Source organism: Niastella caeni (genome assembly GCF_004834005.1).
GTDB classification, from domain to species: domain Bacteria; phylum Bacteroidota; class Bacteroidia; order Chitinophagales; family Chitinophagaceae; genus Niastella; species Niastella caeni.
The window spans coordinates 119075-144933 of the sequence record NZ_STFF01000009.1 but is presented as its reverse complement, the minus strand read 5'-3'; the positions used below and the strand labels follow the sequence as shown (position 1 = coordinate 144933).

Genomic DNA, 25859 nt, shown 5'->3' with positions numbered 1-25859 from the left:
CATCCCGGAAGGGGGCCGGGGGAGGCCAATAAAAAAGCAGGCGGCAAAATTGTCACCTGCTTTTTTTCATGGTGATAAGCCGACCCTGTTTTGGGTATCACCATTGGAACCATCTATTTAGAACTCCTGTTAAACTTTTGAACTACTAGTACAAAAAAATTAGAACCCCGTTTATGTTGCTTTTCCTTTTTAACTACAGTGATTAATAACGGGTGCTAAACTACTGCTCAAAAGGCCATGAAATGGCCGCTTGTATGTAAATGACGCGATTTTGTATGTGAAAGTGCGGTTGTGAGGGGTGAATTACCTGAAATCAAATTGCTTCAAAAACTCTTCCTTGTAATTTCTTCCGATGGGCAGGTGCTTCCCGTTAATTTCTACTTCCTGTTCGTTAAAGGATTGAATGGCATTGATATTTACCGCATAGGAGCGATGAATGCGCACCAGGGCTTTGTAATTGATCTTATCCAGCAACTGGTTTAGCGATAAGCGCAATAAAAACCTTTTATCAGTGGTGATAATGGAAACGTAATTATTTTCAGCTTCAATATACAAGAGATCGCAAAGCTTTAGTTTTATAAAGGTGTAATTGTTCTTTACAAAAATGTGGTCGTTCATGCGCAGGATCATTTCCCGCTCGGGTGAAGTGGTGTTGCGGTTACTGTCTTTATCAAGCGGAATGATCTTTCCGGTTGATTGTTGTTCGCGGGAAACAGCAAAGTTATTCACTGCCAGGTCAATGGCAATGCGTACGTTGGTAAGGCTGTAGGGCTTTGATAAAAAGGCTGCCGGGTGGGTTTGTTTTATTCTGTTGATGGTGCCTGCATCGGTGAAGGCAGTTAAGTAAATAATGGGCACCGCTCTTTGTTTTAATATCTCGATGGCCGTATCTATTCCGTCTTTTTTGCCAATAATATTCACATCCATCAGGATAATATCTACCTCATTGTCGATAAACAATTGCTGGGCTTCTTCGGCATTATCGGCAATTCCGGCGATGTTATAGCCATCCTGCTCCAGGCCATTGGCCAGGTCAAGCGCTACAATGCTTTCATCTTCTACTATTAATATGTTTACTTTTTCTGCAGCCATAACTTTTATTTATACACCACTATGCTACTTGTTTTGGTATCGTGATCGTAAACTGTGTGCCTTCATTAACAACAAGCGTTTGCTGCGCCCGAAGCTGTTTGCACAGGGCGGTTATCAATTGTTTACCAAAAGAATTTTTCTTTTGTTTCCACTGTTGCTCATCAATGCCAATGCCATTGTCTTTTATTGCGCAAACCAGTTTTGTATCTTCTTCGGTGAGCGTAACGTGCAATGCCGGGCGGTTGATCTCTTTGTAAGCATACTTCAGGGCATTGGTCACAATTTCATTGATGATAAGCCCAATGGGCAATGCCTTGTCTATGTCAAGCATTTCTTTTTCTACTGTAATGTATAGATCGAAATCATCCCGGTTAAAGCCGTATGACGATACCAGTGATTCGGCCAGGTCGGTCAGGTATTCTTTCATATTTACTGCCGTCAGCGATTCGGTTTTATACAGGCGTTGATGAATAAAGCTCATGGCCTGTACCCGTTGCTGGCTTTCTTTCAAAACCAGCACGGCTTCTTCATCCTGCACTTTATAGGTTTGCAAGCTTAACAAACTGCTTACGATCTGCAGGTTGTTCTTTACCCGGTGGTGCAGTTCTTTCATCATTATTTCCAGCCTCTTCGATTGGTTGGTAATTTCCTGGCGTTGTTTCTTTATACGATGGTATAACCAAACCATACAGGCGGTAAGTAAGGCAAATATCACCAGGGCCGAAACCAGTATTATGATCTGTTTATTTTTTGCAAGGCTTTCAGTGTAAAGGCGCTGTATTTCTGAATTTTTTTTCCCGGTTTCATATTTTGTTTGCAGGTCAACAACCTCATTGGTCTTTGCCACATTGTTCAGCGAATCGTCAAGCACATCGGCCAGTTTGTAATAATGCAGGGCAGAGTCGTAACGACCGGCGGCGGCAAAGGCATTGTGCATGGAATTATACGCATTGCGCATTCTTTCCGGCCGCTCCAGTTGGCGGGATGTTTCCAACATCTTCCGGGCAAATACAAGTGCCTGGGCTGGCTGATTCAGTTGGGTATAGGCGAGTGAGATATTTCCATAGTTATATGACAGGCTCGAGAGGTTGTGGTTTTGTTTATTCAGCGCTTCGGCTTTAAACAGGTATTCTAGCGCCTTATCATAATTTTTCCAGTATTCATTATATACCTGGCTGATGTTGTTGTATAATTTGCTGGTGCTTTTCTTCCCTTTTCCCGATAGCTCAACCATGGTAACCGCTTTAGTATATACGGCAAAAGCACTATCGTAATAGTGTTTACGACTGTTTGTTTTGCCAATATCACGGTACAATATGCCGCACATGTTCAGGCTTTCTACCATGCCCGCTGTATCGTGAATGCTGTTGAACAGGTTGTATGCATACTTGCTGTAGTCAATCCCTTTGTTGATATATTCCATGGTTCTGGAATCACCTCCCATATCTTTATACACCTGCGCTATATCAAGGTAATTGTCGGCAGCCGGTGCTATGGCATGCTGCTCTTCATATATTTTTATTCCGTGCAGTAACTTATTCAGGGCCGTGGTATAATCGCCCTTTATTCTGTAATACGCGGCCTGGTGTGCTTCTGCATCGGCTTCGCCACGGCGATAGGATAGTTGCTGGGCCAATTGAACAGCCAGTGAAGAATAGTATCTGATTGAGTCTGAACTGGTTTGGTAAAACGTTGATGCAAGACTGTTTAGCAGTTTCACCTTTGATGAATCATCGGGGTGGGTAGCAAGCAGTTTTCTTATGCTATCCTGCTTCGCCAGGCGATCCTGTGTGTGGGCAGGTCCTACATTACATAGCAATAGCAAGCCAACTATAGCAAGGTATGTTTGGTTACAAATCAGGTCACGAGGGTTTGTACGCAAATGTAACTGAAAAGCCGCTGCCACACTCACATATGATATAAATAAATAATTAAGCAGTCGTCTGTATTTGAATAGGGAATTTCATTTAATCCTGTATTAATGACGCTTAAACATGGAATATTTTGGCGGGGAAATGCGCTTATCCTTTATAACCAATAAACTATGAAACAAGCATTACTCATTATGCTTTTCAACCTGGCTATAATTACCGGTATGGCTCAATCGCCCGGTATTATTGTGCGGCCGGCGGCCGGTAATGGTGTTACGCCGCTTAATCCAAATGGTGATGGTTTTTCCTCGGCTACCACCAGCGGTTTTGCAACAAGTGATATTACTGAAAGTGAAATTCCGTATAAAACCGTTCCCCCCGCTATTTTGGAACCTACATCCGACCTCATGCGCGGGCCTGCTGAATTATACAGCGACCTCGTTCGCCAGGTTGATGGCAGCGGATTTTATGTATATAACGATGGCTCCAACCTGCTGTTCCGCTTGCGGATTGGCAGCATAGTGAGCGGTTCAAAAGGATATAGTGTATTGATAGATACCGACGGTAAAATGGGCAACACCGGCGCTTATGCCGATCCCAATTACCAGGCTGCTACTACGGGTGTGAATGGCAATCCGGGTTTTGAACTGGAAATAGTGCTGGAGACCAATTTTCGCGTGGCCGCTTATAATGTTGATGGAACCAGTTCGCCCACTTTGATCAACAGCTACGGCATCAACTCCAATGCACAGGTATCGGTGGCATTATCAACGGTATCTTCAACCCCTGATTACTTTTATGATTTTTATGTACCCATAAGTGCATTAGGCATTACAGCATCCACTCCGTTACGGATGACGGCCACTACAGTAATGGCGCCCACGGCCGCGATAGGTGGGCCGAAATCGGATATCTATGGCGTGAATGACGCATCTTATAACGATCCCATGAAAAGCTGGGAAGTAGCTATTAATAATACGCCTTCTATTACTCTGACCAATATTGCCAGTAGTGGCAGCGGGGTAGGGGCAACCTGTACAGCAGCGCCTACCGTAACCAGTCCGGTGCAGGCAGGTAGCGGCATTACCGTAACCGGTAGCTGGACATCCCTTGATGTTTCAAAACCATCTACTGCTACCATTACTTTGTATAAGAATGGCGTATCGGCAGGAACTACTACGGTTGCTACGGGTAATACCTGGAGCATTAATGGGATTACTGTAAGCAATGGCGATGTGTTGTATGCCAAAGCGCAAGCCACTGGTGAATCGATGTGTTTACAATCGAACAGCGTGCAGGTGGTTAGTTGCTCTGCCGCCAATACCACTTCAACCGGTATTTTAACCTATACGTGTCTTACCCGTAAAGGAGTGAGCGGAACCCGGCCTGCCAATGCTTCCGTAAGATTATATACGGTTACCACTTCCGGAATTACTTTATTGGCAGATGATAATTCTACCACTTATCGCATCTTTTATCCTACATCAACAACCTGGGGGTATGATGGCGCCAACGGGGGTGGTGTTGATCCCTGTACCAGCGCCAGCAACGATATCAATGATGGCAGTTATGCCGTAACGGCCCAGGAAACCAGCAAATGTGAATCAGGTCCGGTATTCAGTTGCCTTAACTTTACACAGGCCAGTACGCCTGCCATTTCACAAACTAATTTATATAGCAGCTCAACTGTCGTTTCAGGAAATGTGGCCAGCGGCAGTGGTGCTACCGTAAGATTGTATATAAATGCAAAATTGCAAACCACAGCCACGGCCGATGGTTCAGGTAATTACAGCTTCAGCAACCTGGTATTGTCATTAAGCGATGTGGTAAATGTGGTAGCGCAGGCAAGCGGCGGTTGTGTAAGTGCGGCGGCTTCCCGCACAGTTATGTGTTTTACAACACCCCCTGTTATCACTACCGATAATAATGGCAACCTGTCTACAGGTTCAACAACGATCGCCGGTAAATCAGGCGAGCCTGCAGGTACCGTAGTGACCGTTTATGAAAACGGCGTCAGCATTGGTACAACAACCGTGCAATCGAACGGCACGTGGAGCATCACCTATACGCCCATAGCTACCAGGAGTTATACAGCTACCCAGCAGAATGGAAGTTGTGCAGCCAGCGCTGCTTCTACAGCGGCTTCTGCATTAGCTGCCACTACTGTTTGCCCATCTATAACGGGATCGTATACGGCCGCTGCTACTTCTGTAACCGGTTCGTTACCGGTTGCTTTTACCGGTACTATCCGTTTATATCTTGATGGAACCAGCATTGGCTCTACCAGTGTAACCAGCGCCACTGCCTGGACGATTTCCGGATTGAATTCAACCTATAGTAATACTTTATATGCTGGCGGGGTATTAACAGTAACTTCCCAGGCAACCAGTGCTGCTGAGAAAATCGATTGCAGTTCCAGTGTTACGTTAAGTTGCGCAACGCCAACCACACCGGTTATTACGCCCACATCAGCTTCTATTCAAACTGGGCAAACCGTTACCTATAATTTGAATACAACTCAATCGGGCATTATTTACGCGCTAACCGATGCTACCACCGGCACCACTAACTATGCAGTATCTAAATGGGGAACCGGCAGCAGTTTATCATTGCCTACCAACACGTTCAATTCGGTGGGTTCCTATAATGTGCTTGTTAAAGCGGTCTCCTTATCGGGTGCAGGTTGTTTGTCAACCGCGGCGGCTTCCATTACAGTGAGTGCAGTATTACCGGTTACGCTTTCGTATTTCACCGGACGCTATGTAGATGGCCAGTCGCAGCTTACCTGGGAAACCATAATGGAAGAGCAGGTTGATCACTTTGCTATTGAACGCAGCGAAGATGGACAACAGTATAGGGAGATAGGCACTGTTGCGGCAACCGGCAACAGTACATCGCGTATAAAATATAACTACACCGATAATAACCCTGTGGTCAATAATGTCTGGTATCGTTTACGAACAGTTGATACAGATGGCAAGTGGCGATATAGCAATGTAATTCGTATTGCCAACACCACCGGCAACGTAAGCGTGTTGTCGGTAGCACCTAATCCGTTTGAAAGTCTTATACGTGTAAAGGTGTATTCCGGTAAGGTATTGCCAGTAGCTATACGAATGATAGATATGACAGGCCGGGAGATATACAAAACCAACAGGATACTTTCTGCCGGTAATAATACGATTTCATTGAACCCCTCTGCCGCGCTGGCAAAAGGCATGTATTTGTTGCAGGTGATTGCCGGTAATGAAGTTGTATGGAACCAACGGATACAGAAGGCGAAATAACAGTAAAGTGCTGAAACATAAAGAAGAGGCCATAGCAACAGTTATGGCCTCTTCTTTATAGGATAAAAAATTTAGTATAGGTTGGGTATACTATCCTTTATTTGTGTCCAATCCTCAGCCTCCTTTGTAAAACAATCACAATCGCAATTCTTCGGTTTAAGCTGCTCTGCGTTCTTTAATTCTTTTATGGCTGTTCTTAACTCTGTTGCGTTTTTGGCATCATCAACTTTAAAGGTAATGTCGCTGAGTTGCAGGCCCCCCGTTCTTTGTAACCAGGGTAGTGTCTTTTGTTATGTCGATGCTGAATAATTGCGTTGGTAATTTGCCGGTATTGAGCAGGGAATTAAACGTTTTACCGCTTTGGTTACAGGCATAAATAAGGGTTGCCAACAGGCCATAATGAGCAGGGGTTTTTTCATATAACGGGGTTGTGAGAATAGTAAGATACAACGGAATGTGAAATTCCATAAATAGTAAGCCATTCCGTTGGAAGAATTACTTCAACCTGTAAGTTACCCCAGCCTGCACTGCATTAACCTTCAAATATCAGCGAGAAAACGATCATCCGGGAGTTCAGCTTGTCAATAGCACTGGAATATTTAAGATTTACATCACGTGAGTGGATATTCGAGATCCCATTGCTGACCTTGATCTCTGGCGACAGAATAAATACCGGGAAATAAAAATTGAACCCGATACCGGCTTCTACCCCAAAATCGTATTTGGTCAGCTTTACCAGGTCTTCGGCCTTACGGGCGGTGGAGTTGGAAGCCAGGTCATATTCGAACTTGGCGCCACCGAACATGTATACCCTGAAATTGCCAATGCGATCGCTGCGGAATTTCAGATGCACGGGCAGGCCGAGTAAAATACTTTCAACCCGTTTGGTCATAACGGTTTGCTCGTTCTTGCTCGCATCAGGATATTTTATATGGTAGGTGAGATTCTTGTACGCAAATAATAACTGGGGGAAAATGGCCCGGATCTCGAACCGGGGGGAGATGCGTAAGGTATGCATCCCTGCCAAACCAAACCCGCCGATATTTTCCGGTTCTGTTACCATAACACTATCGTTTTGTAAGAACGAACTGTGTTGGCTTACCTGGAACCGGGAATTATTATAAATAAGCCCGATGCCCAGATAGTATCTTTTACTATCATGGTCAGGAAGATTTAACTGGTCTCTTAATTGAGCGCTTACCTGTTGTGAGGCGACCATAAGCATTAGCCCTGCTGCCCAAACTTTTAACTGGCTTTTTTTCTGCCGCAATAAATTGTACATATTCCTAAACTCAGCCGTTTTAGTGAGGTATGTGAAAACCCAACTTGTTGTAAAATATGTAAAAATGTTTCGCCTTCGGGAAATGCTTTAACTGATTGATTTAAATACTTGTACGCGTCTTTGTTTTTCGACAGCCATTGCCCCGCACGCGGTGCAACGATATTCATGTACAGATTATATAAACTTTTGAAGCCCATTTTACGGGGTTTCGAAAATTCAAGGATCACTACTTTGCCGCCAGGCTTTAATACGCGGAACATTTCGGACAGTCCCTTTTCGAGGTTTTCGAAGTTCCGCACACCAAAGGCTACGGTAATTGCATCAAACGTTTCGTTGGGAAAGTTTATTGCCTCGCTATCGCCCTTTAACAATTCTATTTGCTTAGATAGCAATAATTTATCAATCTTCTGACGCCCCAAATTGAGCATTCCTTCCGAAATATCTATACCAATGATCTTCTCCGGACGAAGGTATTTCCATGTCATAATGGCAACATCAGCCGTACCGGTAGCCACATCCAGCACTATGCGGGGTTGAATTTCTTTCAGTTCGCCAATAGCCCGCTTGCGCCAGGATACATCAATACCGCCTGACAAAAAGCGATTCAGGAAATCGTACCGGAAGGCAATTTGGTCAAACATGGCCGCTACCTGCTCTTTTTTGCTCTGGTTCGATTCGTTGAACGGCACTATATCATCGTGTGAATATTTCGACATGGGCGGCAAATATAGTTTATAGTTTGTAGTTTATGGTTTGTTGTTGGCCTCCGGATTTTCAGCGACTCCGAATGGTGTCTGGAAGCCTGAATTTAAAGAACTACAAACCACAAACCTCAAACCACAAACTAGTTCTATCTTGCAGCATGATCATTCAATCAGCCTCCTACCTCATCAGTAGCCCGGATTACACCAAATGTCCAAAGCCCGACCGGCCCGAATATGCTTTTATTGGGCGCAGTAATGTGGGCAAATCTTCGGTGATCAATATGCTTTGTGATAACCATAAGCTGGCAAAAACTTCGGGATCACCCGGAAAAACTCAAATGATCAATCATTTTGATATAAAAAGCCTCCCAAGCCCGGGTTCGGAAGGCGGAAAAGCTGCTTCCCCAACCACTGGAGGCAAAGGATCTTATTCTCCCCCATCGCATCGGGATGGCCGGGTTGATGCCTGGTATCTTGTAGACCTGCCAGGTTATGGATTCGCCAAAGTGTCGCAATCGCAGCGAAAATCATGGGAGAAAATGATTGAGGATTACCTGCGCAAACGCGAAAACCTGTTAACTGTATTTGTGCTGATCGATAGCCGGCACAGTCCGCAAAAATTAGATCTTGATTTTGTAAACCAGTTGGGCGAATGGGAAATTCCGTTCAGCCTGGTGTTTACAAAAGCCGATAAAGAAACACAAAAAGAAGTGAGCAAGAATGTGAAGGCGTTCTTAGATGCCATGCGGGAAACCTGGCAATTCTTACCGCGACATTTTGTAACCAGCGCCATTAAAAAAATGGGGCGCGATAAGATGCTGCAGTTTATAGATGAATGTAATGTAGAATTCAATGCGGCAGGGAAAGAAGAACGTTCTTAGTTCGTGGTTCTGTTTGAAGCTTGCGGCTTGTAGCTTTTCTTCATAAGGCGACAAATCCTCGAGTTGTGAAAACTTCACAACTGAACATTAAAAAACCCTCCGTTTACAGCGTGAGGGTTATCAGTTTACTACTTTGTTGGCACAGCTACTGCTGGCGAAAGCTTCCGGTTTGGCTTTAAAGGCAAAGCCCATCCCCAGAATGTAGCCCATGGCTTCTTTAAGGGCATCATTGCTTTTGAAATGCGGATTGGTATTAATGTCCGCATGAACCTCCATATCTACATTATACAGGTTGAACAGGTGACAGAGGTCGTAAGCAATCTCGATGCTTTTAGCCACTTCTACCAGCATTCTTTCTTTGATACTGTACTGCTTCCTGGTTTTTTCATTGTGAATGAACATAAAACCACCATGTCCTTCGCGCAGGAAAACAATTACGGTAGCAAATTCTGTTTCAACACCCTTTACCTGAGAATCGGTACCGATGCAAACTTTAAGGTGATATCCCTTTTCAGTTTCGCGTTTGATAGCATTTTCAACGGCATCGATAATTGGCAAGTCAATCGGGTCGCCATTAAATTTTCTCCATAACATCATAGTGAAACGGGTTTTTCGAATTTACCGAAAAACCCGTTTTTCACCAAATCATATGGTTATTATTGTTTTACTAATTTCCAGGTGGTAGTCTCCTGAACGCCTTGTACACGTAGCAGTATCAGGCCTTTCTGTGCAGTTGTTATATCAATGTTATTTGTTCCCGAAATCAGTTGTCCGCGTTGTAACAGGCGGCCGGTTCCATCCACAACCTGGTAATTGCATTCTTTATCGGCATTCACCACTATTGAGTTAGAAACTATTGTGTTCATTACTCTTACAGTGGCATTTGCATCACCGCGCTCGCGTAAGGTAATAATATTGGAGTAATAAGATCTGTCATCGGCAGTAGTAACTACCCTGATGCGATAAAATGGGGCATTATCGGTCAATGGCTTCCACGAGAATGTTTTTGTTGCTTCACTTACCTGGGCCAGGGTTTCAAAATGAACACCATCATTTGAGCTCTCGATGATAATATGTTTAACATCTTCATCTGCTTCAAACACCCAGTTCAGGTTGTGCATGCCGCCAGTTGCTTTACCCGATAAGGTCAATCGGTGAATAGGTAAAGTGGTTATGGGTGAAGCAGCGATTGAATAATATCCCACACTGCTGTTATCAACGAGGTTAGCATTCGCTGTGCCTTCTACAACTACGTAATACGTGCCGTTGTTCAGGTTGCTGTCGAGCCCTGCAGTTACCATGTTGTCTGGACTATATTTAGCAATTGTGTCTCCTTTATAGTCGAGTAAACTCAATTTGATATCCAGGTTGGCTCCTGCGTTGCTATAGATCCCTACGGTTCCTACATTTTGCGGAACAGCGCTCAGGTGTATGTAGGTTGGTGAGGAAAGGGTGAATTTGAAAACATCTTTGTCTGCACCACTATTAATTAAGCCGGTAGTTGTAAAGCCGGTAGTTGTAAAGCCAACGGAAGTGGCATTGGTATGCAGATCACCAATATCATCGGTACGGTATCCAAAGTTATTTGTTCCATTAGATATGATGGCCAGGTCATCCTGGTAATAGTTACAGGCGTACGTGTTGGTGCCATAGTGCCAGGTAGTAAGGTTTTTATAATAACCTACACCCATAATAGGCGCCCAACTGGTTTCGCCGGTACCATTCCCGGGGTTGTATTCTGTTTTTGCGCAAGCAGGAGAGTAGGCGCTTTGGTGTTGTAAACCCAGCGTATGACCAGCTTCGTGAGAAACAGCTTCTGCTACATATTTGGCATTATTACCTAATAAACTGCTGAATACCCAGCATGGTGTATTATCGCCCCAGGCAAAGGAGCCAACGAAGGCGATACCGCCTACGCTGCCATACCATTGGTAAGTTGGGGTAATGATCACCCGTATGCGTTGCCTTGCAGGCGCTGCTGCATATATGGTAGAGTCGGTGGTTACGTTAATGTTGAAGATCCGGTAGTCTTCCGATACCCGGTTAAAGATCTGGGTCATTCCATCGACAGAAAAGCCCGAAGGTTGGGCATTAATGGGACCGCTCCAGTTCCAGGAGGTACCGGTTACGTATTGTCCGTCAAAGTCCAGGAAAATGGTGGCCCTGGCCGATGGGTAGCTGTTTAATAAGGGAACCTGGGCAGTTGTCCCTATCGCAACAGATAGTCCAAAAAGGACGGATAGAATGGTTTTCATTGGATCAGATGGATTTGGAAGGTTAAGTTAAATAGTGTTCAAAGGTTAAAAAGGTTATGCGATCAAAATGGTTATTCAACCATGAAAAACTGTTTTGGCTGCTTTACCCAGAAATATCGGTTGTTTTCTTCCGTTAGCACCAGCACGTCGTCCGACTTAGGGTTAATAATTCTACCCACCAGCTTTTGCGTATTGTCGGCATCCGTAATAACCGATACCGTGCAAAAAGCACCGGGTATATTGGTTGAACGGATGTTCATGCTCATAACACCGGCCGACTGTTGTGTTCTGTCAACAACTTCACCGGCAAATTCATAATTGCCGAGCGCCAGCGCTACATGCTCAGATATACGGGTAGAAGAAATCTTTTTCAACGCCGGAAGGTTACATTCCAGCTTTTCGGGAAGTTGTGCAAGCGACAAAGCCTTATTCAAAGCAGGCTTCTGGGTAATTGGTTGTTGCTGGGCGGATAGTGTTTGAAATGCAAAAATGCAAGCAACTAAGAGCCCTGCAGCATTCAGGTTTTTCATAATGTACGGTTTTTGATATTCGGATTAAGTTGGTACGGATCTTAGGGTATAACTACGTTCTCTTGTTTTCAATACAAAGATAAAACGCAAATGATATGCGGTTATTTTACAGTGGGGATATAATCGAAAGTTATGAGTGTTTAAATATGGCTTATACTAAGGGTATTTACCATCGCCACTTAGTACTGGCCTGTACTTAACATCACTAACGTGCAGGCTTCTAATGGTTGAATACCATTGCTTTTGGCAAGGTCGTAGAGTTCAGCGTTTTCTGTACCTGGATTAAAAATAATGCGTTTGGGTCGCAGTGATAGGATATAATCGTAGTATTCTTTTTGATGGGTAGGGTTCAGGTATAAAGTAACTGTATCTACCGTATCTATGGGCTTTTTTTCGGTTGTAATATCAACATCCAGTACCCGGCCTGTTTTACGGCCGATAGCGGCAACGGGGTGTTGATGCCTGCGTAACTTGTTTATAGCCAAAAAACTATATCGCGAAGGGTTTTCCGAAGCGCCTAATACCAGTGTTTTTTTATTACCTGCTTCCATATGCTATACAACAACCTGTTTACCCAAATAGTTGCCTGGTAAAACTATAATATTTCCGGGTAAACAAAAAGTGGGTGTCAATCGTTTTTGGCGTTTTTACTACTGGTAACTGCTATCAACATAGCGCGGATATATACAGAATAGATGGTATTTCTTCCTGTGGGTTTTACGAATATGTTTGCCAGCGCTTATTCCAATGCGTTATTACATGATTGTCTTTTCCAAAATGGCGGGCCATTGCCTGGCCAATAAAACCAGTGCCACCTGCAATGACTATTTTTCATTTCAATAAAAAGTAGCTACAAACACTTCATTTTTTAAAAAGGCACAAACAGGCATAAGCACATTCCAATAATGCATGCCAGGTTAATGGAGACTATCAGCCGGTACCGGCTAAGGATATTCGCATAATCCATGCGCCTGAAGTATTCTTTAAAAATGACAATGGTAAGCAGTGATAAGTACATAAAGTTTACCCAACTGCCAGGATTTAAATAAGCATCAGTGATCAGTAAGGGGATCAGCAATAAATGGGTCACCAGCGCGAGCATATTTACCTGACCCAGGTACTCAAAGGCTGTTTGTTTTGGTAAGAACAGCGCCAGTATGCAATTGATGACAACTATAACGCCATGTAGTGCCATTAACTGCCCGGTAGTTAGTGAATACCCGGGAATTTGCGATAACAGGTGCTGATGTACGGGGTACAACATAAGGGTATTGGCGATAAGGAATATGATCAAAAAAAGCGACCGGTAAAACAGGTTGAAAGAAGGCGTGCAATCAATTTTTGAAGGCGAGGATTTAGCAGCTACAATCACTTTACGATTGTAGGAAATAAAACTGTACAGCCTTTTAAGGAACCAGTTCACCGGTTTGCACCGGCCGATGGGTATAATAAGCGGCATTTTTTGCCCTAAAATTTCCAACAGCGCGTCGATGCCATACCATACCTGTTTGGTATTGAGGTCGAGCAGGGGAATTTCATCCTTGCTGCGTTTCCAGTTAATGGCTTGTAACAATTCGGGGCTGGCGGCTGAAAAGGGTTTACGTCCTTCGGTTGTAAGCAACCCTGTTTTAACAAAGGCGCTGGTATAAGCTACACAAAGTGGGCATTCATCATCGTATACAAGAATTTTGTCTGTGTTTTCCATAATTTCAGAAATTAATGAAATAATGAAGGCAAATAAAAACCGGTAAACCGGTTAATATATTGGAGCCTGCTTGTCTGGCAGCAGGCAAGAAATATTTGTTGTTACTCACACAACCAGCAACGAGGTAAGTGGGGGCTTACCTGAACATTTTCATCAGGTTGCCCAGAAACCAGTTTTCTTCGGCTTTCACCAACCCATCGAGCATTTTATCGGCCTGCAAGCCAAAGCGCCTGATGCTGCCCACGGTTTCTGTGAATTGTTTAATGTGCTTATCACTTTTATCGCCTTCCACGTCTTCTAACTGGTCTAACAGGCGCAACATCGGGTCCAGCTCTCTTTTCTTACGTTCTTTCACTATTTGCGTGGCTACTTTCCAGATATCTTTTTCTGCTGAGAAGAACTCTTTTCGTTCACCGGGGATCAATATGCGGTTCACCAGTCCCCAGTCGATGAGGTCACGGATATTCATATTCACATTACCGCGACTGATGTTCAGTTTCACCATGATATCGTCCTGGTTCAATGGATCGGGACTAATGAGCAGCAGGGCATGAATTTGCGCCATGGTGCGGTTAATACCCCAGTGTGAGCCGAATGCTCCCCAGTTGGCAATGAATTGTTGTTGGGCTTCTTCCAGTTGCATATTTTTTCTTCCTCAGCACAAAGATAGGCCGTGTTTCTGAAATTTCAAAAATTAGTGAAATTTTGATGATGCGGCTTTTGTAACCAGAGACAGCTGATGTAGGATGAATTGGTCATATGCTCCAACCTTGTGTGAAATGTATTATTGTATTTATTTCTAATATGATCTGGCTTTGGCGCGGCTTTTCCTAAAATCTTGTCCACTTTGTTCGGGTATACAAAGCATATAACAAGAACCTTCCAGGGACGTCACAAGGATAAGATCCGGGTAAGGTCCCTGTGAGGTCCCTGTGAGGTCCCTGTTAAGTCCCTGTGAAGTCCATGTGAGAAGGACGATCGATACAGTAAAGAACCGGTTTAGCCTTCAAGTTAGGATTGCAACAACCTTGATAATTTGAAATAAATAGAATTAAAGCAATTGGAAAATAATAATCGATTTAGTAAAACGCAATTGAAAAAATGTGGGTTAAGTAGAATCAAAAGGAGTGTCACCTGGGCTAGTAGATGAATGAGCGTTTTATAAAATGAAAAAGAGCGTTAGCTACGCCAACGCCCGTACTTAGTTTTGTATAGATTTTACGTGGCCGTAGAGGTTAAAAATCGTCAAGGAGATAATATAGAGCTTGCTTTTTATACGATTTTACCTGTTTGCCATCCTGCATGGCAGGGATCCAGTTAGGCGTTTTCTTCAAGACGTCAATGGCCGATTGTCGTAATTCCTCCGGCCCGCTGATCGCTTCTATATCGCAAACCGTTCCATCTGTGCATACAATAAACCGAAGTATGACCATGCCCTGAATACGTTTACTGATTGCTGTTTTAGGATAGGTAAGATTCTTATGCAGGAAGGTCTGCCACCCTTGTATTCCGCCCGGGAATTCCGATTCGACCTCTACTTTCAATAATGCCCCTTCAGCATTTCTTGTTTTCTGGGTGGTATCACTTTTAACAGTAGTTATGACTTGCTTTTTTGTGGAATCGTTTTGTGCTGAAGCTTGGAAGATGCAAAGCAATAATGAAATTACAGAAATTAGTTTTTTCATGCTATAAACCAGGTTTGGGTAAATTTTTATTGATTTTTCGGTAGTGATACTTCAAAACAATTTACGGCTTGAAGTAAACAGGCAGCTTCTTGTAACATTTTACAATTCTGCCATTCTGCCTGGCCGGTACCCATTTGGGACTGTTCTTCATGGCATCAATAGCTGCTTGTCGAAACTCCTCTGGTCCGGAGATAGCCTCAAGATCCTGTATGGCGCCATCCCGGGCTACAATGAATTGAAGTAAAACAGCGCCCTGAAAGTCTTTTATTGCTGTTTTTTGGGGGTATTTAAGATTTTTCGCAAGGAAGCTTTTCAATGAATCAGCTCCGCCCGGAAATGAAGGTTCAATTTCTGTCCTTGTGAAGACCTTGTCGTCAAAATCTGTTGGTTCAGCCGTATTTACCTGAGCGTTTTCTATAGAAACAGTACCTATCTTTTTTGACGTGTCAGCTTGTGCAGAACTATGGTAGATGAAAAACAATAACGCGATGGCTAAGGTGAATTTTTTCATTTTACAGGTCAGATTGAGATTTTTTTATATCAGTTACAGACCTGTAAAATAAAAATAATTACCGATAAACAAAAGCTGTGGGGTTTACCTGACTTAATTAGGCGGGCAACTTAACTTCTGGCCCAAACGATTTTTGGAAAACTTGGTACCAACTTTTGGGCAATCCAGTCTTTTGTCGAGCCGGTTGGTGGTACTTTTTCCCGGCCGTATGACCAGCGCAATATATCCGCCGCCATTTTGCATTTTGTTTTTGGCAAACACGTTGGCCCAGTTATGAACACCTAGCAGCAATGGTCCAATTTTAAAAGCGCCGCCCACCCAAAATTGTTCTTTTGTATTGAACTGTACCGGAAGATAAAATCCCCACAGTTTGGTTTCCCAACGCGGTGTAATGGTTAACATATTTAATTCGGTTAACCGCCATTGGCTGCCGCTTAATGAAGAAAGGTTGAGCGATGCGTTACCATTCACGTACCAGGCGCCAAATAAATAACGGTCAACATTCAACACCAACCGGGCAGGATTTACCACCTTAAACGGGCCGTTAGGTTGTTGTATGTTCCCTGCTATGCCTTCCAGCCGGTCGTTAAATTCCTGCAGGTTGCTTATATCAGTAAATCGTACATCAAGCACTGTATCGATTATATTATCCTGGAACCCGGTAACAATTCGGCTGTTGCGGCCATACTGGAATTGATTAAAACCTATATCTAATAATGACAAACCAATTTTCCAGTCGTAATCGTAATAGTCGTCCTCATCAAAAACAGAAGAGACCACTCCGGGTTTTATGAGGTATTCAACGCCCAGGTCGAGCGATAAGCCGGCCCGGGAATAATTTAAAAAATCACGTACGTTTTGATTGCGGCTTCTTCCCTTCTGCCATGTATCATAGTTATGCGAGTAACCATATTCTGCATATACATCCTGCATTGTATAGGCATACGAATTGCCATGTACTGTTTGAGTTGTGCTTCCATTCAATACGTTAATATATGCGCCTGAAAGACCGCGGGAGATCTTTGCTGTGATGCCGGCATTGAGCCGTCTGTCGGCACGGTCCCAGATGGTTTGCGCCCAGGTAACAAAAAATTCAAGCCAACTGCTATGAACGAAATCACCATATAATTTCCGGTTATAATTGCCCAGATCAAGAAAGTCGCGGGTAGTTTTTAACGTATCAATAAAGTTGATGGGGCCTGTACTTAATTGCGCATAACTACGCAGGTTGATGCCAGCGCCAATAGCCTGCCGGCGGTTGAGCGCATACCGGGCGTTTAACAGGTTGATGTTGAAATCGGTATAGGCAAACCGCCGGTAATCGCCTTCGCGGAACCTGTATTGTGATTTACCGGGATCGCTGAGCAGGGAATAGTTTTCAATGACAACGCCATTGGTAGCATTCTTCACCTGTACCGACAGTATATCGAGATCCCATTTGTAAGGTGTATTTACAATAGAGGCCGGGTTATTGCCAATACCCAGGCTACCTGCATAGTTACTGCCCTGGATGGCGTAATAGTTTTGCGTATAACCATGTAAGTAAACCAGGAGCAATAAGAAAGCAAGCAAAATAAATTTCCCTTTGTTAAAATGGCTTTCCATGCGTTTGTTGTATTAGGAACGCTACAAACTTTGGAAATGGTTTTACCAGTTTTATGAGTACGTTGGATAGGAAGCTGCTGCCAAAAAAACTTTGTAACAATCGTCCGGCCTGTAATCGGCGGCCAAATTGTTTTTCCCATTGCTGGGTATATTGGATCTCCATTTCATACCGGTTAATTCGTCCCTGCAGGAACGAATTGATCTCTTCAAAAGCCAGTTTACTGCTGTGCAGGGCCATGCTCATGCCATTGCCACATAATGGGGCAATCAGGCCGGCCGTATCGCCAATCATTAAAACATGGTTTTCAATTTGTGATTTTTGGTTGAAGGAGATCCGGGAAATGGTCAATGGTTCTTCGTATAGTATTTCAGCATTGGAAAAGATTTTCTCCAGGAAAGGATTTTTCATAAGAATATTTCTTTCCATACTGCTAATATCATTCCTGCACTTGCGCAGGTTAGCGGCCGTAGTTAAATAGCAAAGGCAAAATTTATTTTCCTCAATTTGGGAAATTCCACAATAGCCATTTTCAAAATTGTGGAGGGCAATGAGGTCGGCAGGATGATGCGTTTGAATGTGATACTTTACGGCAATGTAATGGTTGAGTTTATTGGGTTTTACTTTGGTGAATTGCCTTTTCCATTTTATATCCAGGTTGCCGCGTTTGCCATAAGCGCCGGCAACCACGGTTGCTTCTGTGTCGCCTTTATTGGTGAAAACCAGAAAAGCGTTGTTACGATACACTACATTTACCACTTTGGTTTCTTCAAGCACGGTAACGCCTTCCTGCCTGGCAATGTTGGCCAGCAAATGATCGAGCGTATACCGGCTGATGCCAAAACCACCCAGTGGCAAAGGCGATTCAATATAATTTCCATCGGGCGTTGTAATGAGCAGGCGGTTGATGATAGGTACCTGCATATCGCTGAGCGGAAGGCCGAGGTCCTGCAAAAAGTTCCAGCTTTCTAGGCTTATATATTCACCGCAAACTTTATGAAACGGATATTTTTCTCTTTCGAACAACACGGTTTTATAACCCGCACGGGCGCATTGAATGGCCAGCGCAAGTCCGGCCAGTCCTCCACCAACAATGGCTATATCATATTTTGGTTGAGGGTTCAAAATTCAGTTTTCAATGTAATCATACAAGTTTTGTAATACGATTCCGCTTCCCGAAAATGGCGGGAGGTTGTGTAGTTTTCATACTTCTGGCTTACTGCTTCCTGCTTCTGTATTCCTGAATACGATCAGCCAGCGAAAGGCCCATTTCCATTCTATTGAAAAATTGCTGATGCCGGCGATATTGAAAAATTGTAACCATTCATCTTTTGTGAATCCACGGGCTACAGATAAAGGCGCATCATGTTTCACCAGGTAACTGTTCGAAAACAAAGCGGTCAACACTTTTATTGAGTAATAAGCAAGCCGATGCCGGTGCAGATCGTTTATAAAGAACCCCAGCCGGGCATTGGTTTTCATCCATTGTAATATTTTTACCATTTCCCGGTCGGAGAAGTGATGGCAGAATAATGATGAAAAAATAATATCCGGTTGCATTTCCAGTTGCACTTCTTTATAATCAGACGCGATCAGTTGCGTGTTGTTAAGTTGGCGATTGGCGGCTACATCAATGCAATGAGGATTGATGTCAATACCAATAAAAGCGGCCTTAATGTTTCTTTTTTCGCACCACTTTTGAATGGCCGCCAGGTTGTCGCCACCGCCACACCCGATCTCGCAAATAGTAACCGGACCATTTTTGTTCACCAATGCTTCCACGCCGGTAATGGTAATGGCATGGCCTCCCAACCAGGTGTTGATGAAATTCAATTCCTGCATATTCCGTTTAATATCCTCAAAAGGAATATCCGGGCGGTCGAGCAATTCGTGTTGATATGATCGGTGACGAAAATTCACGATTGTAATATATGATTTTCTAATCTACCTGCGAAACGCGCCATCCGCTCTCACAAAACATTAGGAATTCGTTGATGCTACAAACGTTTCCATGGTAAGGCCGGGACCAAAGGCGGCTCCGAAAATTCTTTCTTTCTTGTTGTGGGTATGCCAGAGGGCGGGCGCTATTTTTTTCAGCACGAAAAGAATAGAGGGCGACGACATATTGCCATACTGCTGCAGTATGTCGTAGGAGGCTTGTAGCTCGCCGTTTTGTAATGACAGCGTTTTGTGAATGGTCTCCAGTATTTTTTTGCCGCCGGGGTGAATGCACCAGTGGGTAATGTCCTGTTTGGTTAACCCGGTTCTGGCCAACGCCCTGTTGGTAAAATGGCTGAAATCTTCTTCCAGCAGATCGGGAATATAGCTGCTCAATGTCATGAGGAAACCGGTGGAGGAAATTTCCCAGGCCATGTCTTTTTTGCCTTTGGGGATCACTTCCGAATAAAAACCATCGAGGCGCAGGCCTTTTGCCGGATGTGCATCGCTTGTTATCACGGCGGCGGCGCTGCCATCGGCAAACAGCAGGCTGGAAGCAATATTGTCGATCGTTGGCTCGCGTTGAAAATGTAACGTGCACAGCTCCGTGCAAACGATCAATACTTTTGCCAGTTTATCAGTCTGGCAAATGGCATCGGCTGTTTTTAAAGCATGAATACCGGCGTAGCAACCCATAAAGTTTATGGAAGAACGGGCGGTATGCCGGGGAAGATCGAGCAATTCCATTACCTGCAGGTCGAGCCCGGGCGCGCTCATGCCGGTGCAGCTAACAGTGATCAGGTGGGTGATCTCCGATTCGGGTAATTTGCCATCGAGGCAATCGCGAATGGCGTTTACTGATAGCTGGGGCGCGTATTTGTGATACCAGATCATGCGTTGTTCAAGCGATGGAAATGGTTCCAGGTTTTCAGTATGCGGGTAAAACTTCCATTCCGGGAATTTTCGGCTGTAATCGGGGATCACTGAATAACGGGTATCAATATGGCTTTGATGATACAAAAAGCGCAACCGGCGTTTATCCGCTTCGGAAAATGAATAGATCAACTGCATGAACTGCAGGATATCCTGTTGCCGGTGTTTGAATGAAGGCACTGCCGTACCGATTGCAATTATTTTACTCAAATCCCCTCCAGATTAATATGGTAAGAAAAGCCAGGTTGGTACAGATGGACGCCAGTATATTCATTCGCATCGCATTGGCAAAATTGGCGGTGCGTACATCTTTCCACACCAAAAAGGCCCAACTAAAAAAATATACGAGAATTGGCAGCATCATAGTTGCTAATGCTATGAACTTTTTTTGTTCTCCATGGGTAAAGAACCACCAGGCCAGGATGCTCATAGCCGCGGTGTACACCAATGCGGTAAAAATAAAAGTACCTCTGTAGCCCAGTAATGCACTGATGGTAACTACGCCATCTTTCCGGTCGGCCTCGTGCTGGTATACCTGTGTGAGCGGATAAAAACCGCCTATCAGTAAGCTGGCGGTTACCATGCCGGCCGGTGGCACTGCTATTGTTTTGTCGATGCTGCTTCCGTGATATACCATAAACCAGGTTACGGCGCCCTGGTAAATTATTACGGTCAAATAACCGCCGATTGGATATTTTTTAAGCCGGATCCCCCGGTAACTGTATGCTCTTGATGCGGCTATGTACGCTATTATACAAAATGTAAACCAATAACTGATAAAAAGGCTTAAAAGAACAGCCACTACATCCATGATGATACTGAGGTAAAATAGCTGCCGTGTAGGCTGCAGTGGATGTTTGACGCCGCCGATAGACGATTCATCACGGTCCATGTATGAATTATAGCCATTGCTGGAAGGATACACGAGTAAATGCAGGATGAAAAAGATCAATATGGCATGCCCTGTATTGATAACGGGTACCTGGCTTAATGCGAACAGGTATACCGGTAACAGGAAAAAAGCAAAATGGAGCCGGAGCAGTTGTATGGTAGATCGTTGTAACATAAAGAGTCCCGGCTTGCCGGGACTCTTTAAAGATAATGATTATTGTTTGATGGTTAGATTGTTTAATGGTTATGGTTCCCGCAATTCGGTCAGTTCGATCTTATTTGAGGAGCCCCAACAATCAAACAATCAAACCATCAAACCATATTACTGTTTATCATCTTTCACGACAAGGGCTTCACTGGTATCACCATTGGCGGGAACTTCTACTTTCTTCGTATTGCCCAGGTAAGAAGGAAGGTCCATACCGGCCATATCAAAAATATCTTTTAACGGTGGTACTGCTTTATACAAGCCAGATACAAAGTTGGCGGTAGAGCTTTTGCCCGATCCGTTTTGTCCGTTCTCCCAAACCGTTACTTTATCGATCTTGATATTCTTGATAGCCTCGGTTTGCATTTTCACCAGCTCGGGCAGTTTATCTGAAATAAGCAACAGTACGGCATCTTTCGGATTATTTCCAGCGGCTTTCACGATCCTGTCTAAACCTTCAGCCTGCTTGGTTAAGATCTCGTACATACCTCGTGCTTCCGCTTCCAGTTTGGCGTAAATAGCGTCGGCTTCACCCTTTGCTTTTTCGCGGATCTTTTCAGCTTCCGCCTGTGCTTCGATAATGGCTTTTTGTTTTTGTATTTCGGCCGTTACTACGATATTGGCGTTTTGCGAAGCGCGTTCTCTATCGGCCCTGGCAGCTTCCGCTTTTTGTTCGGCGAGGTAAGCTTCTTCCAACGCCCGGGCAGCCTGTACTTTTTCAGCAGCCATGGCTCTTTTCAACGCTTCCGCTTCTCTTTCTCTTCTCGATGCTTCTGAATCTGCTATCTGAATTTTCGCCATGTTCTCACCCTGCACCGCAATAGAGTTCGCTTCGGCCGATTTAATACGGGTATCTCTTTCTGCTTCTACTTTACCGATCTGTTCATCTCTTTTAGCGGCGGCGATCAATACTTCCTTATCCTTGGTGGCAACAGCGATCAGGGAGTCGCGGTCGCGTTGTGTTTCGGCAATCTGAACGTCGCGCTCTTTCTGGGTTTGCTTCATGCTTACGTCGCGCTCTCTTTCGGCAATGGCTTTACCAATTTCACCAATTTTATCCTGCTCTGCAACGCTTTTCTTCGCTTCGTTGATCGCTTTAGCCGATGCTTCTTTACCCAACGCTTCAATGTAACCGCTTTCATCTTTAATATCGGTTACGTTTACGTTGATCATTTTTAAACCGATCTTAACCAACTCGGCTTCTACGTTGGAAGCTATATTGGCCAGGAATTTATCGCGGTTGCTGTTGATCTCCTCGATATCCATCATGGCAACCACCAGGCGCATTTGTCCCAGGATGATGTCTTTAGCCAGGTCGTTAATTTGGGGTTGTTGTAACCCAAGCAAACGTTCCGCTGCATTCTGCATAACACCCTGCTCGGTTGAAATACCAACGGTAAACCGGGAAGGCACATCTACGCGAATGTTTTGCTTACTCAGCGCATTCGTTAAATTTACCTCAATGGAAATGGGCGTGAGATCGAGGAATGAATAATCCTGGATAACAGGCCAGATGAAGGCGGCGCCTCCATGTATACATTTGGCGCTGAGGTTGCCGTCGGTACCATCTTTGGTGCGGCCTACTTTACCATACACCACCAGCACGCGGTCGCTGGGACACCGCTTGTACCGGCGGAACATGGAGATGATCAAAATGAAAAGGAACAACACGGCCCCTGCCACTACAATCAGAAATTGATCCATAACGTCATTAATTTAAGGGTTTGAAATTGGCGTTTATATCTTGTATGAAAGATTATGATCGGCAAGCGTTACCAGTAAAATGCGGTCGTTGATGATGTTTTTCACCCTGATGAGTTTACCTGTTGCAATTTCTTCATCATCATCTGTCATGGCAGGTAATTCATGCAGGGTGCCCTGCACTTTTATATGCACTTTTCCGGTGCCGCCGCGTTTGGCCGGAATAAATAAATAGGTGGTGCCTGTTTGATTGATGGCATTGGTTAATTGCAGGGCGCCATTGTGGCGAAGCCGGCTCATGTTTTTCAACACAATGACCATCAGCAACACTACGGCCGTTCCGCCGGCCAACGCCAGCAGAATAGTGGCAAATTTTCCTATGCCACTGGAATAAGCAGCGATGCCCACCCAGCCAAACATGGTGAAAAAGGCGATCATGTTTTTGATGGTAAAGAACTGGTACGAGATGCCATCGTCATGATCGACGTAACTATCTGCATCGCCGTCTGTATGATCTACATCTCCGCCGGAAAGCGACAACATACTTTGAAGCAGGTAAATAGCAGAAAACACGATGGCAATTCCCCAAAGGATCTTTTCAAAGGTTGCCAGGTGATGCCACCAGGAAGTAACACTGAGCAGCATAAGGGTTTAGGGGTTTTGTGATAAAAAAATAAATGTTCATCAATTTTACGAAACTATAATGAAACCAGTTGGCTGATTATTTGTTTTCTGCTATACATTATTGGTAGGGTTCGGGCAATAAACATTACAGGTGCGAATGACATTTTTTGGAACGAGAAGCCGTGTCACGGTTACCCTGGCGGATCAAGCGAACCGTAACACGGCTAGATGCATATAAACATTAATTTAATGCGCCTGCCGTTTTCTGCTGGTATTTCCTCTTTATTAATAGATTAATTTGGCGGCCATGAAACGGTTTTTCTTTATTTCAATGTTGCTGTTGGCAACTGGTTTACTGCACGCACAGATTAAGTCATTTCGTTTTATACATATCAGTGATACTCATATTGGTTCGCCCAACGGCTCCGCAGAAGAGGACCTGCGCAGGACGGTACGGGACATTAACCAGCTGAATGATGTAGCGTTTGTGATCATCACCGGCGACATTACTGAATTGGGAACGGATGCACAACTGGCGCTGGCCAAACAGATCCTCGACAGTTTACAGGTGAAATATTATATCATTCCGGGTAACCACGATACGGGGTGGAGTGAAAGCGGCGGCGTTCATTTTACCAGCACATTCGGGTACGATAAGTTTCAGTTCGATCATAATGGCATTCGTTTTATCGGCTGCGCTTCGGGTCCGTATGTAAGAATGAGCGACGGACATATTCCGCGTAATGCCATTGTATGGTTAGATAGTTTGCTGGCTAAAACGCCCAAACAACAACCTGTTATTTTTTGTAATCATTATCCCATTGATAATAGCCTGGATAACTGGTACGAGATCACTGACCGGTTAAAACAATACAACACCCTGATGATCATTTGTGGGCATGGTCACGGCAACAAAGCATTTAGTTTTGAAGGTATTCCCGGTGTGATGGGCCGTTCGAACCTGCGGGCAAAAGCGCCGCTGGGTGGTTACAACCTGGTTGATGTGTACAGCGATTCGATCATTTATACAGAACGGCGGCCGGGTGGTGAACCGCTTGCGGCCTGGACAAAAGTTGTTCCGCTTCGTATTGATTCGGCAAAGCATTTTGAGCGGCCATCGTATGCAATCAATACGCAATACGCACATGTAAAACCGAAATGGATATTTTCTTCTGATGCGAATGTGATTGCTACTCCCGCAGTTGCCAGCAACCTGGTAGTGGTGGGAAACCAGAATGGTGTTGTTATGGCGTTATCGTTGAAAGATGGGAAAAAGAAATGGACCTATAAAACCAATGGCGCTGTTTTCTCCTCGCCGGCAGTGCGAGCCGGAAAAGTGGTGCTGGGTTCCGGTGATGGTCATGTGTATTGTTTGAATGTGTTGACCGGGCAATTGAACTGGAAAGTAAAAACAGCCGCATCGGTCCTGGGCTCGCCGGTAATTGTGGGCGATACGGTTTTTATCGGCGGCAGCGATCACAACTTTATGGCATTGAGCCTGACAAACGGATATGTGTTTTGGAAGTTTGCCGGCCTGCAGGGACCTGTGGTGAGCACCCCGTTGATATATGGCAACATGGTGATCTTTGGCGCCTGGGATAAGAACCTGTATGCCGTGAGCAGAAGCAATGGGCAATTGGTCTGGCAATGGAATCCTGGGTTTCCGGTGATCAACTTTTCGCCGGCCGCCTGTATTCCGGTTGCGCATGATAGTGTGGTATATGTGGTTTGTCCCAACCGTACCTTGTATGCCATTAATGCAATAACAGGCGCTACCTTATGGCAAAATAATGAGACGCGGGTACGGGAGTCGATCGGGATGTCGGCCGATGGAAAATTTGTTTATGGAAAAACAATGCAGGATACCGTTGTGGCGTATGCTGCCAGTCGCACGGCGCAACGACCGGCCTGGGTAATGCATGCAGGGTTTGGGTACGAACATGTGCCATCGATGTTGATTGAAAAAGACGGACAATTATTTTTTGGTACACGTAATGGAGTAGTGTATGCGATCGATCTGGCAACACAAAAAATTACCTGGGCCCATAAGATCGATAATTCCATGGTGAACACGGTTCGGGTGCTGGATAAAAAGCACCTGGTTGCATCAACCATGGATGGGAAAGTGGCGTTGCTGGAGGTGAAGTAATTCGTTACA

At 44.5% G+C, this 25859-nt stretch carries 23 protein-coding genes; 3 read left to right on the top strand and 20 right to left on the bottom strand.

Annotation, left to right across the window (positions count from 1 at the left end):
- Positions 1-303: 303 nt before the first annotated feature.
- Together FAM09_RS25530 and FAM09_RS25525 are read right to left on the bottom strand one after the other, a co-directional pair.
- On the bottom strand, positions 304-1092 hold the full coding sequence (locus tag FAM09_RS25530; protein WP_136580002.1) for a LytTR family transcriptional regulator DNA-binding domain-containing protein: 789 nt from the start codon (positions 1090-1092) through the stop codon (positions 304-306).
- A gap of 19 nt (positions 1093-1111) precedes the next feature.
- Positions 1112-2917 carry a tetratricopeptide repeat-containing sensor histidine kinase gene (locus FAM09_RS25525; protein ID WP_136580001.1) on the bottom strand — a complete coding sequence of 602 codons (1806 nt, stop codon included), beginning with the start codon at positions 2915-2917 and terminating at the stop codon, positions 1112-1114.
- A gap of 219 nt (positions 2918-3136) precedes the next feature.
- On the opposite strand from FAM09_RS25525, the gene FAM09_RS25520 reads away from it, so the two are divergent.
- Entirely contained in the window at positions 3137-6250 is a 3114-nt protein-coding gene (locus tag FAM09_RS25520) for a T9SS type A sorting domain-containing protein (RefSeq protein WP_136580000.1), read from the top strand.
- Positions 6251-6478: 228 nt separating this feature from the next.
- On the opposite strand, the gene FAM09_RS25515 is transcribed toward FAM09_RS25520, so the two are convergent.
- From FAM09_RS25515 to ubiE, 3 genes are all read right to left on the bottom strand, one after another.
- Positions 6479-6718, bottom strand: coding sequence for a hypothetical protein (locus tag FAM09_RS25515; protein ID WP_136579999.1), 240 nt, complete (start codon positions 6716-6718; stop codon positions 6479-6481).
- 64 nt (positions 6719-6782) lie between these two features.
- The gene (gene porT / locus FAM09_RS25510; protein ID WP_243751780.1) at positions 6783-7469 is read right to left on the bottom strand and encodes a type IX secretion/gliding motility protein PorT/SprT; all 687 of its coding nucleotides are present in this window, start codon (positions 7467-7469) and stop codon (positions 6783-6785) included.
- A gap of 26 nt (positions 7470-7495) precedes the next feature.
- Positions 7496-8248: a bifunctional demethylmenaquinone methyltransferase/2-methoxy-6-polyprenyl-1,4-benzoquinol methylase UbiE gene (gene ubiE / locus FAM09_RS25505; RefSeq protein WP_136579997.1), complete on the bottom strand. Its 753-nt coding sequence runs from the start codon at positions 8246-8248 to the stop codon at positions 7496-7498.
- Between the two features lie 146 nt (positions 8249-8394).
- Here ubiE and FAM09_RS25500 point away from each other — a divergent pair, with 146 nt between their 5' ends.
- Positions 8395-9117, top strand: a complete 723-nt coding sequence (locus FAM09_RS25500; protein WP_136579996.1) for a GTP-binding protein — start codon at positions 8395-8397, stop codon at positions 9115-9117.
- 120 nt (positions 9118-9237) lie between these two features.
- Here the strand turns inward: FAM09_RS25500 and FAM09_RS25495 are convergent, their stop codons facing one another.
- From FAM09_RS25495 to FAM09_RS25425, 15 genes are all read right to left on the bottom strand, one after another.
- Positions 9238-9711, bottom strand: a complete 474-nt coding sequence (locus FAM09_RS25495) for a ribonuclease H-like YkuK family protein (RefSeq protein ID WP_136580082.1) — start codon at positions 9709-9711, stop codon at positions 9238-9240.
- A gap of 62 nt (positions 9712-9773) precedes the next feature.
- Positions 9774-11372, bottom strand: a complete 1599-nt coding sequence (locus FAM09_RS25490) for a T9SS type A sorting domain-containing protein (RefSeq protein WP_136579995.1) — start codon at positions 11370-11372, stop codon at positions 9774-9776.
- A 71-nt stretch (positions 11373-11443) separates the two neighbouring features.
- The gene (locus FAM09_RS25485; protein WP_136579994.1) at positions 11444-11902 is read right to left on the bottom strand and encodes a hypothetical protein; all 459 of its coding nucleotides are present in this window, start codon (positions 11900-11902) and stop codon (positions 11444-11446) included.
- A 179-nt stretch (positions 11903-12081) separates the two neighbouring features.
- Positions 12082-12453: a CoA-binding protein gene (locus FAM09_RS25480; RefSeq protein ID WP_136579993.1), complete on the bottom strand. Its 372-nt coding sequence runs from the start codon at positions 12451-12453 to the stop codon at positions 12082-12084.
- Between the two features lie 317 nt (positions 12454-12770).
- Entirely contained in the window at positions 12771-13607 is an 837-nt protein-coding gene (locus FAM09_RS25475) for a DCC1-like thiol-disulfide oxidoreductase family protein (RefSeq protein WP_136579992.1), read from the bottom strand.
- A gap of 136 nt (positions 13608-13743) precedes the next feature.
- A complete protein-coding gene (locus FAM09_RS25470) occupies positions 13744-14250 on the bottom strand; it encodes a GbsR/MarR family transcriptional regulator (protein WP_136579991.1) in 507 nt (168 codons plus the stop codon).
- A 592-nt stretch (positions 14251-14842) separates the two neighbouring features.
- On the bottom strand, positions 14843-15292 hold the full coding sequence (locus FAM09_RS25465) for an energy transducer TonB (RefSeq protein WP_136579990.1): 450 nt from the start codon (positions 15290-15292) through the stop codon (positions 14843-14845).
- Positions 15293-15353: 61 nt separating this feature from the next.
- Complete coding sequence (locus FAM09_RS25460; RefSeq protein ID WP_136579989.1) at positions 15354-15803, bottom strand: energy transducer TonB; 450 nt, start codon at positions 15801-15803, stop codon at positions 15354-15356.
- Positions 15804-15896: 93 nt separating this feature from the next.
- Positions 15897-17408, bottom strand: a complete 1512-nt coding sequence (locus FAM09_RS25455; protein WP_136579988.1) for a hypothetical protein — start codon at positions 17406-17408, stop codon at positions 15897-15899.
- On the bottom strand, positions 17392-18531 hold the full coding sequence (locus FAM09_RS25450; protein WP_136579987.1) for an NAD(P)/FAD-dependent oxidoreductase: 1140 nt from the start codon (positions 18529-18531) through the stop codon (positions 17392-17394). Before FAM09_RS25450 ends, FAM09_RS25455 begins: the two co-directional genes overlap by 17 nt.
- Positions 18532-18609: 78 nt before the next feature.
- The gene (locus FAM09_RS25445) at positions 18610-19326 is read right to left on the bottom strand and encodes a methyltransferase domain-containing protein (protein ID WP_136579986.1); all 717 of its coding nucleotides are present in this window, start codon (positions 19324-19326) and stop codon (positions 18610-18612) included.
- A gap of 60 nt (positions 19327-19386) precedes the next feature.
- Entirely contained in the window at positions 19387-20487 is a 1101-nt protein-coding gene (locus FAM09_RS25440; protein WP_136579985.1) for a type III polyketide synthase, read from the bottom strand.
- The gene (locus FAM09_RS25435) at positions 20480-21343 is read right to left on the bottom strand and encodes a UbiA family prenyltransferase (protein WP_136579984.1); all 864 of its coding nucleotides are present in this window, start codon (positions 21341-21343) and stop codon (positions 20480-20482) included. Before FAM09_RS25435 ends, FAM09_RS25440 begins: the two co-directional genes overlap by 8 nt.
- Positions 21344-21490: 147 nt before the next feature.
- The gene (locus FAM09_RS25430) at positions 21491-23080 is read right to left on the bottom strand and encodes a flotillin family protein (RefSeq protein ID WP_136579983.1); all 1590 of its coding nucleotides are present in this window, start codon (positions 23078-23080) and stop codon (positions 21491-21493) included.
- A 33-nt stretch (positions 23081-23113) separates the two neighbouring features.
- Positions 23114-23722, bottom strand: a complete 609-nt coding sequence (locus tag FAM09_RS25425) for a hypothetical protein (protein ID WP_136579982.1) — start codon at positions 23720-23722, stop codon at positions 23114-23116.
- A 286-nt stretch (positions 23723-24008) separates the two neighbouring features.
- Here FAM09_RS25425 and FAM09_RS25420 point away from each other — a divergent pair, with 286 nt between their 5' ends.
- The gene (locus FAM09_RS25420; RefSeq protein WP_136579981.1) at positions 24009-25850 is read left to right on the top strand and encodes an outer membrane protein assembly factor BamB family protein; all 1842 of its coding nucleotides are present in this window, start codon (positions 24009-24011) and stop codon (positions 25848-25850) included.
- Positions 25851-25859: the final 9 nt, after the last annotated feature.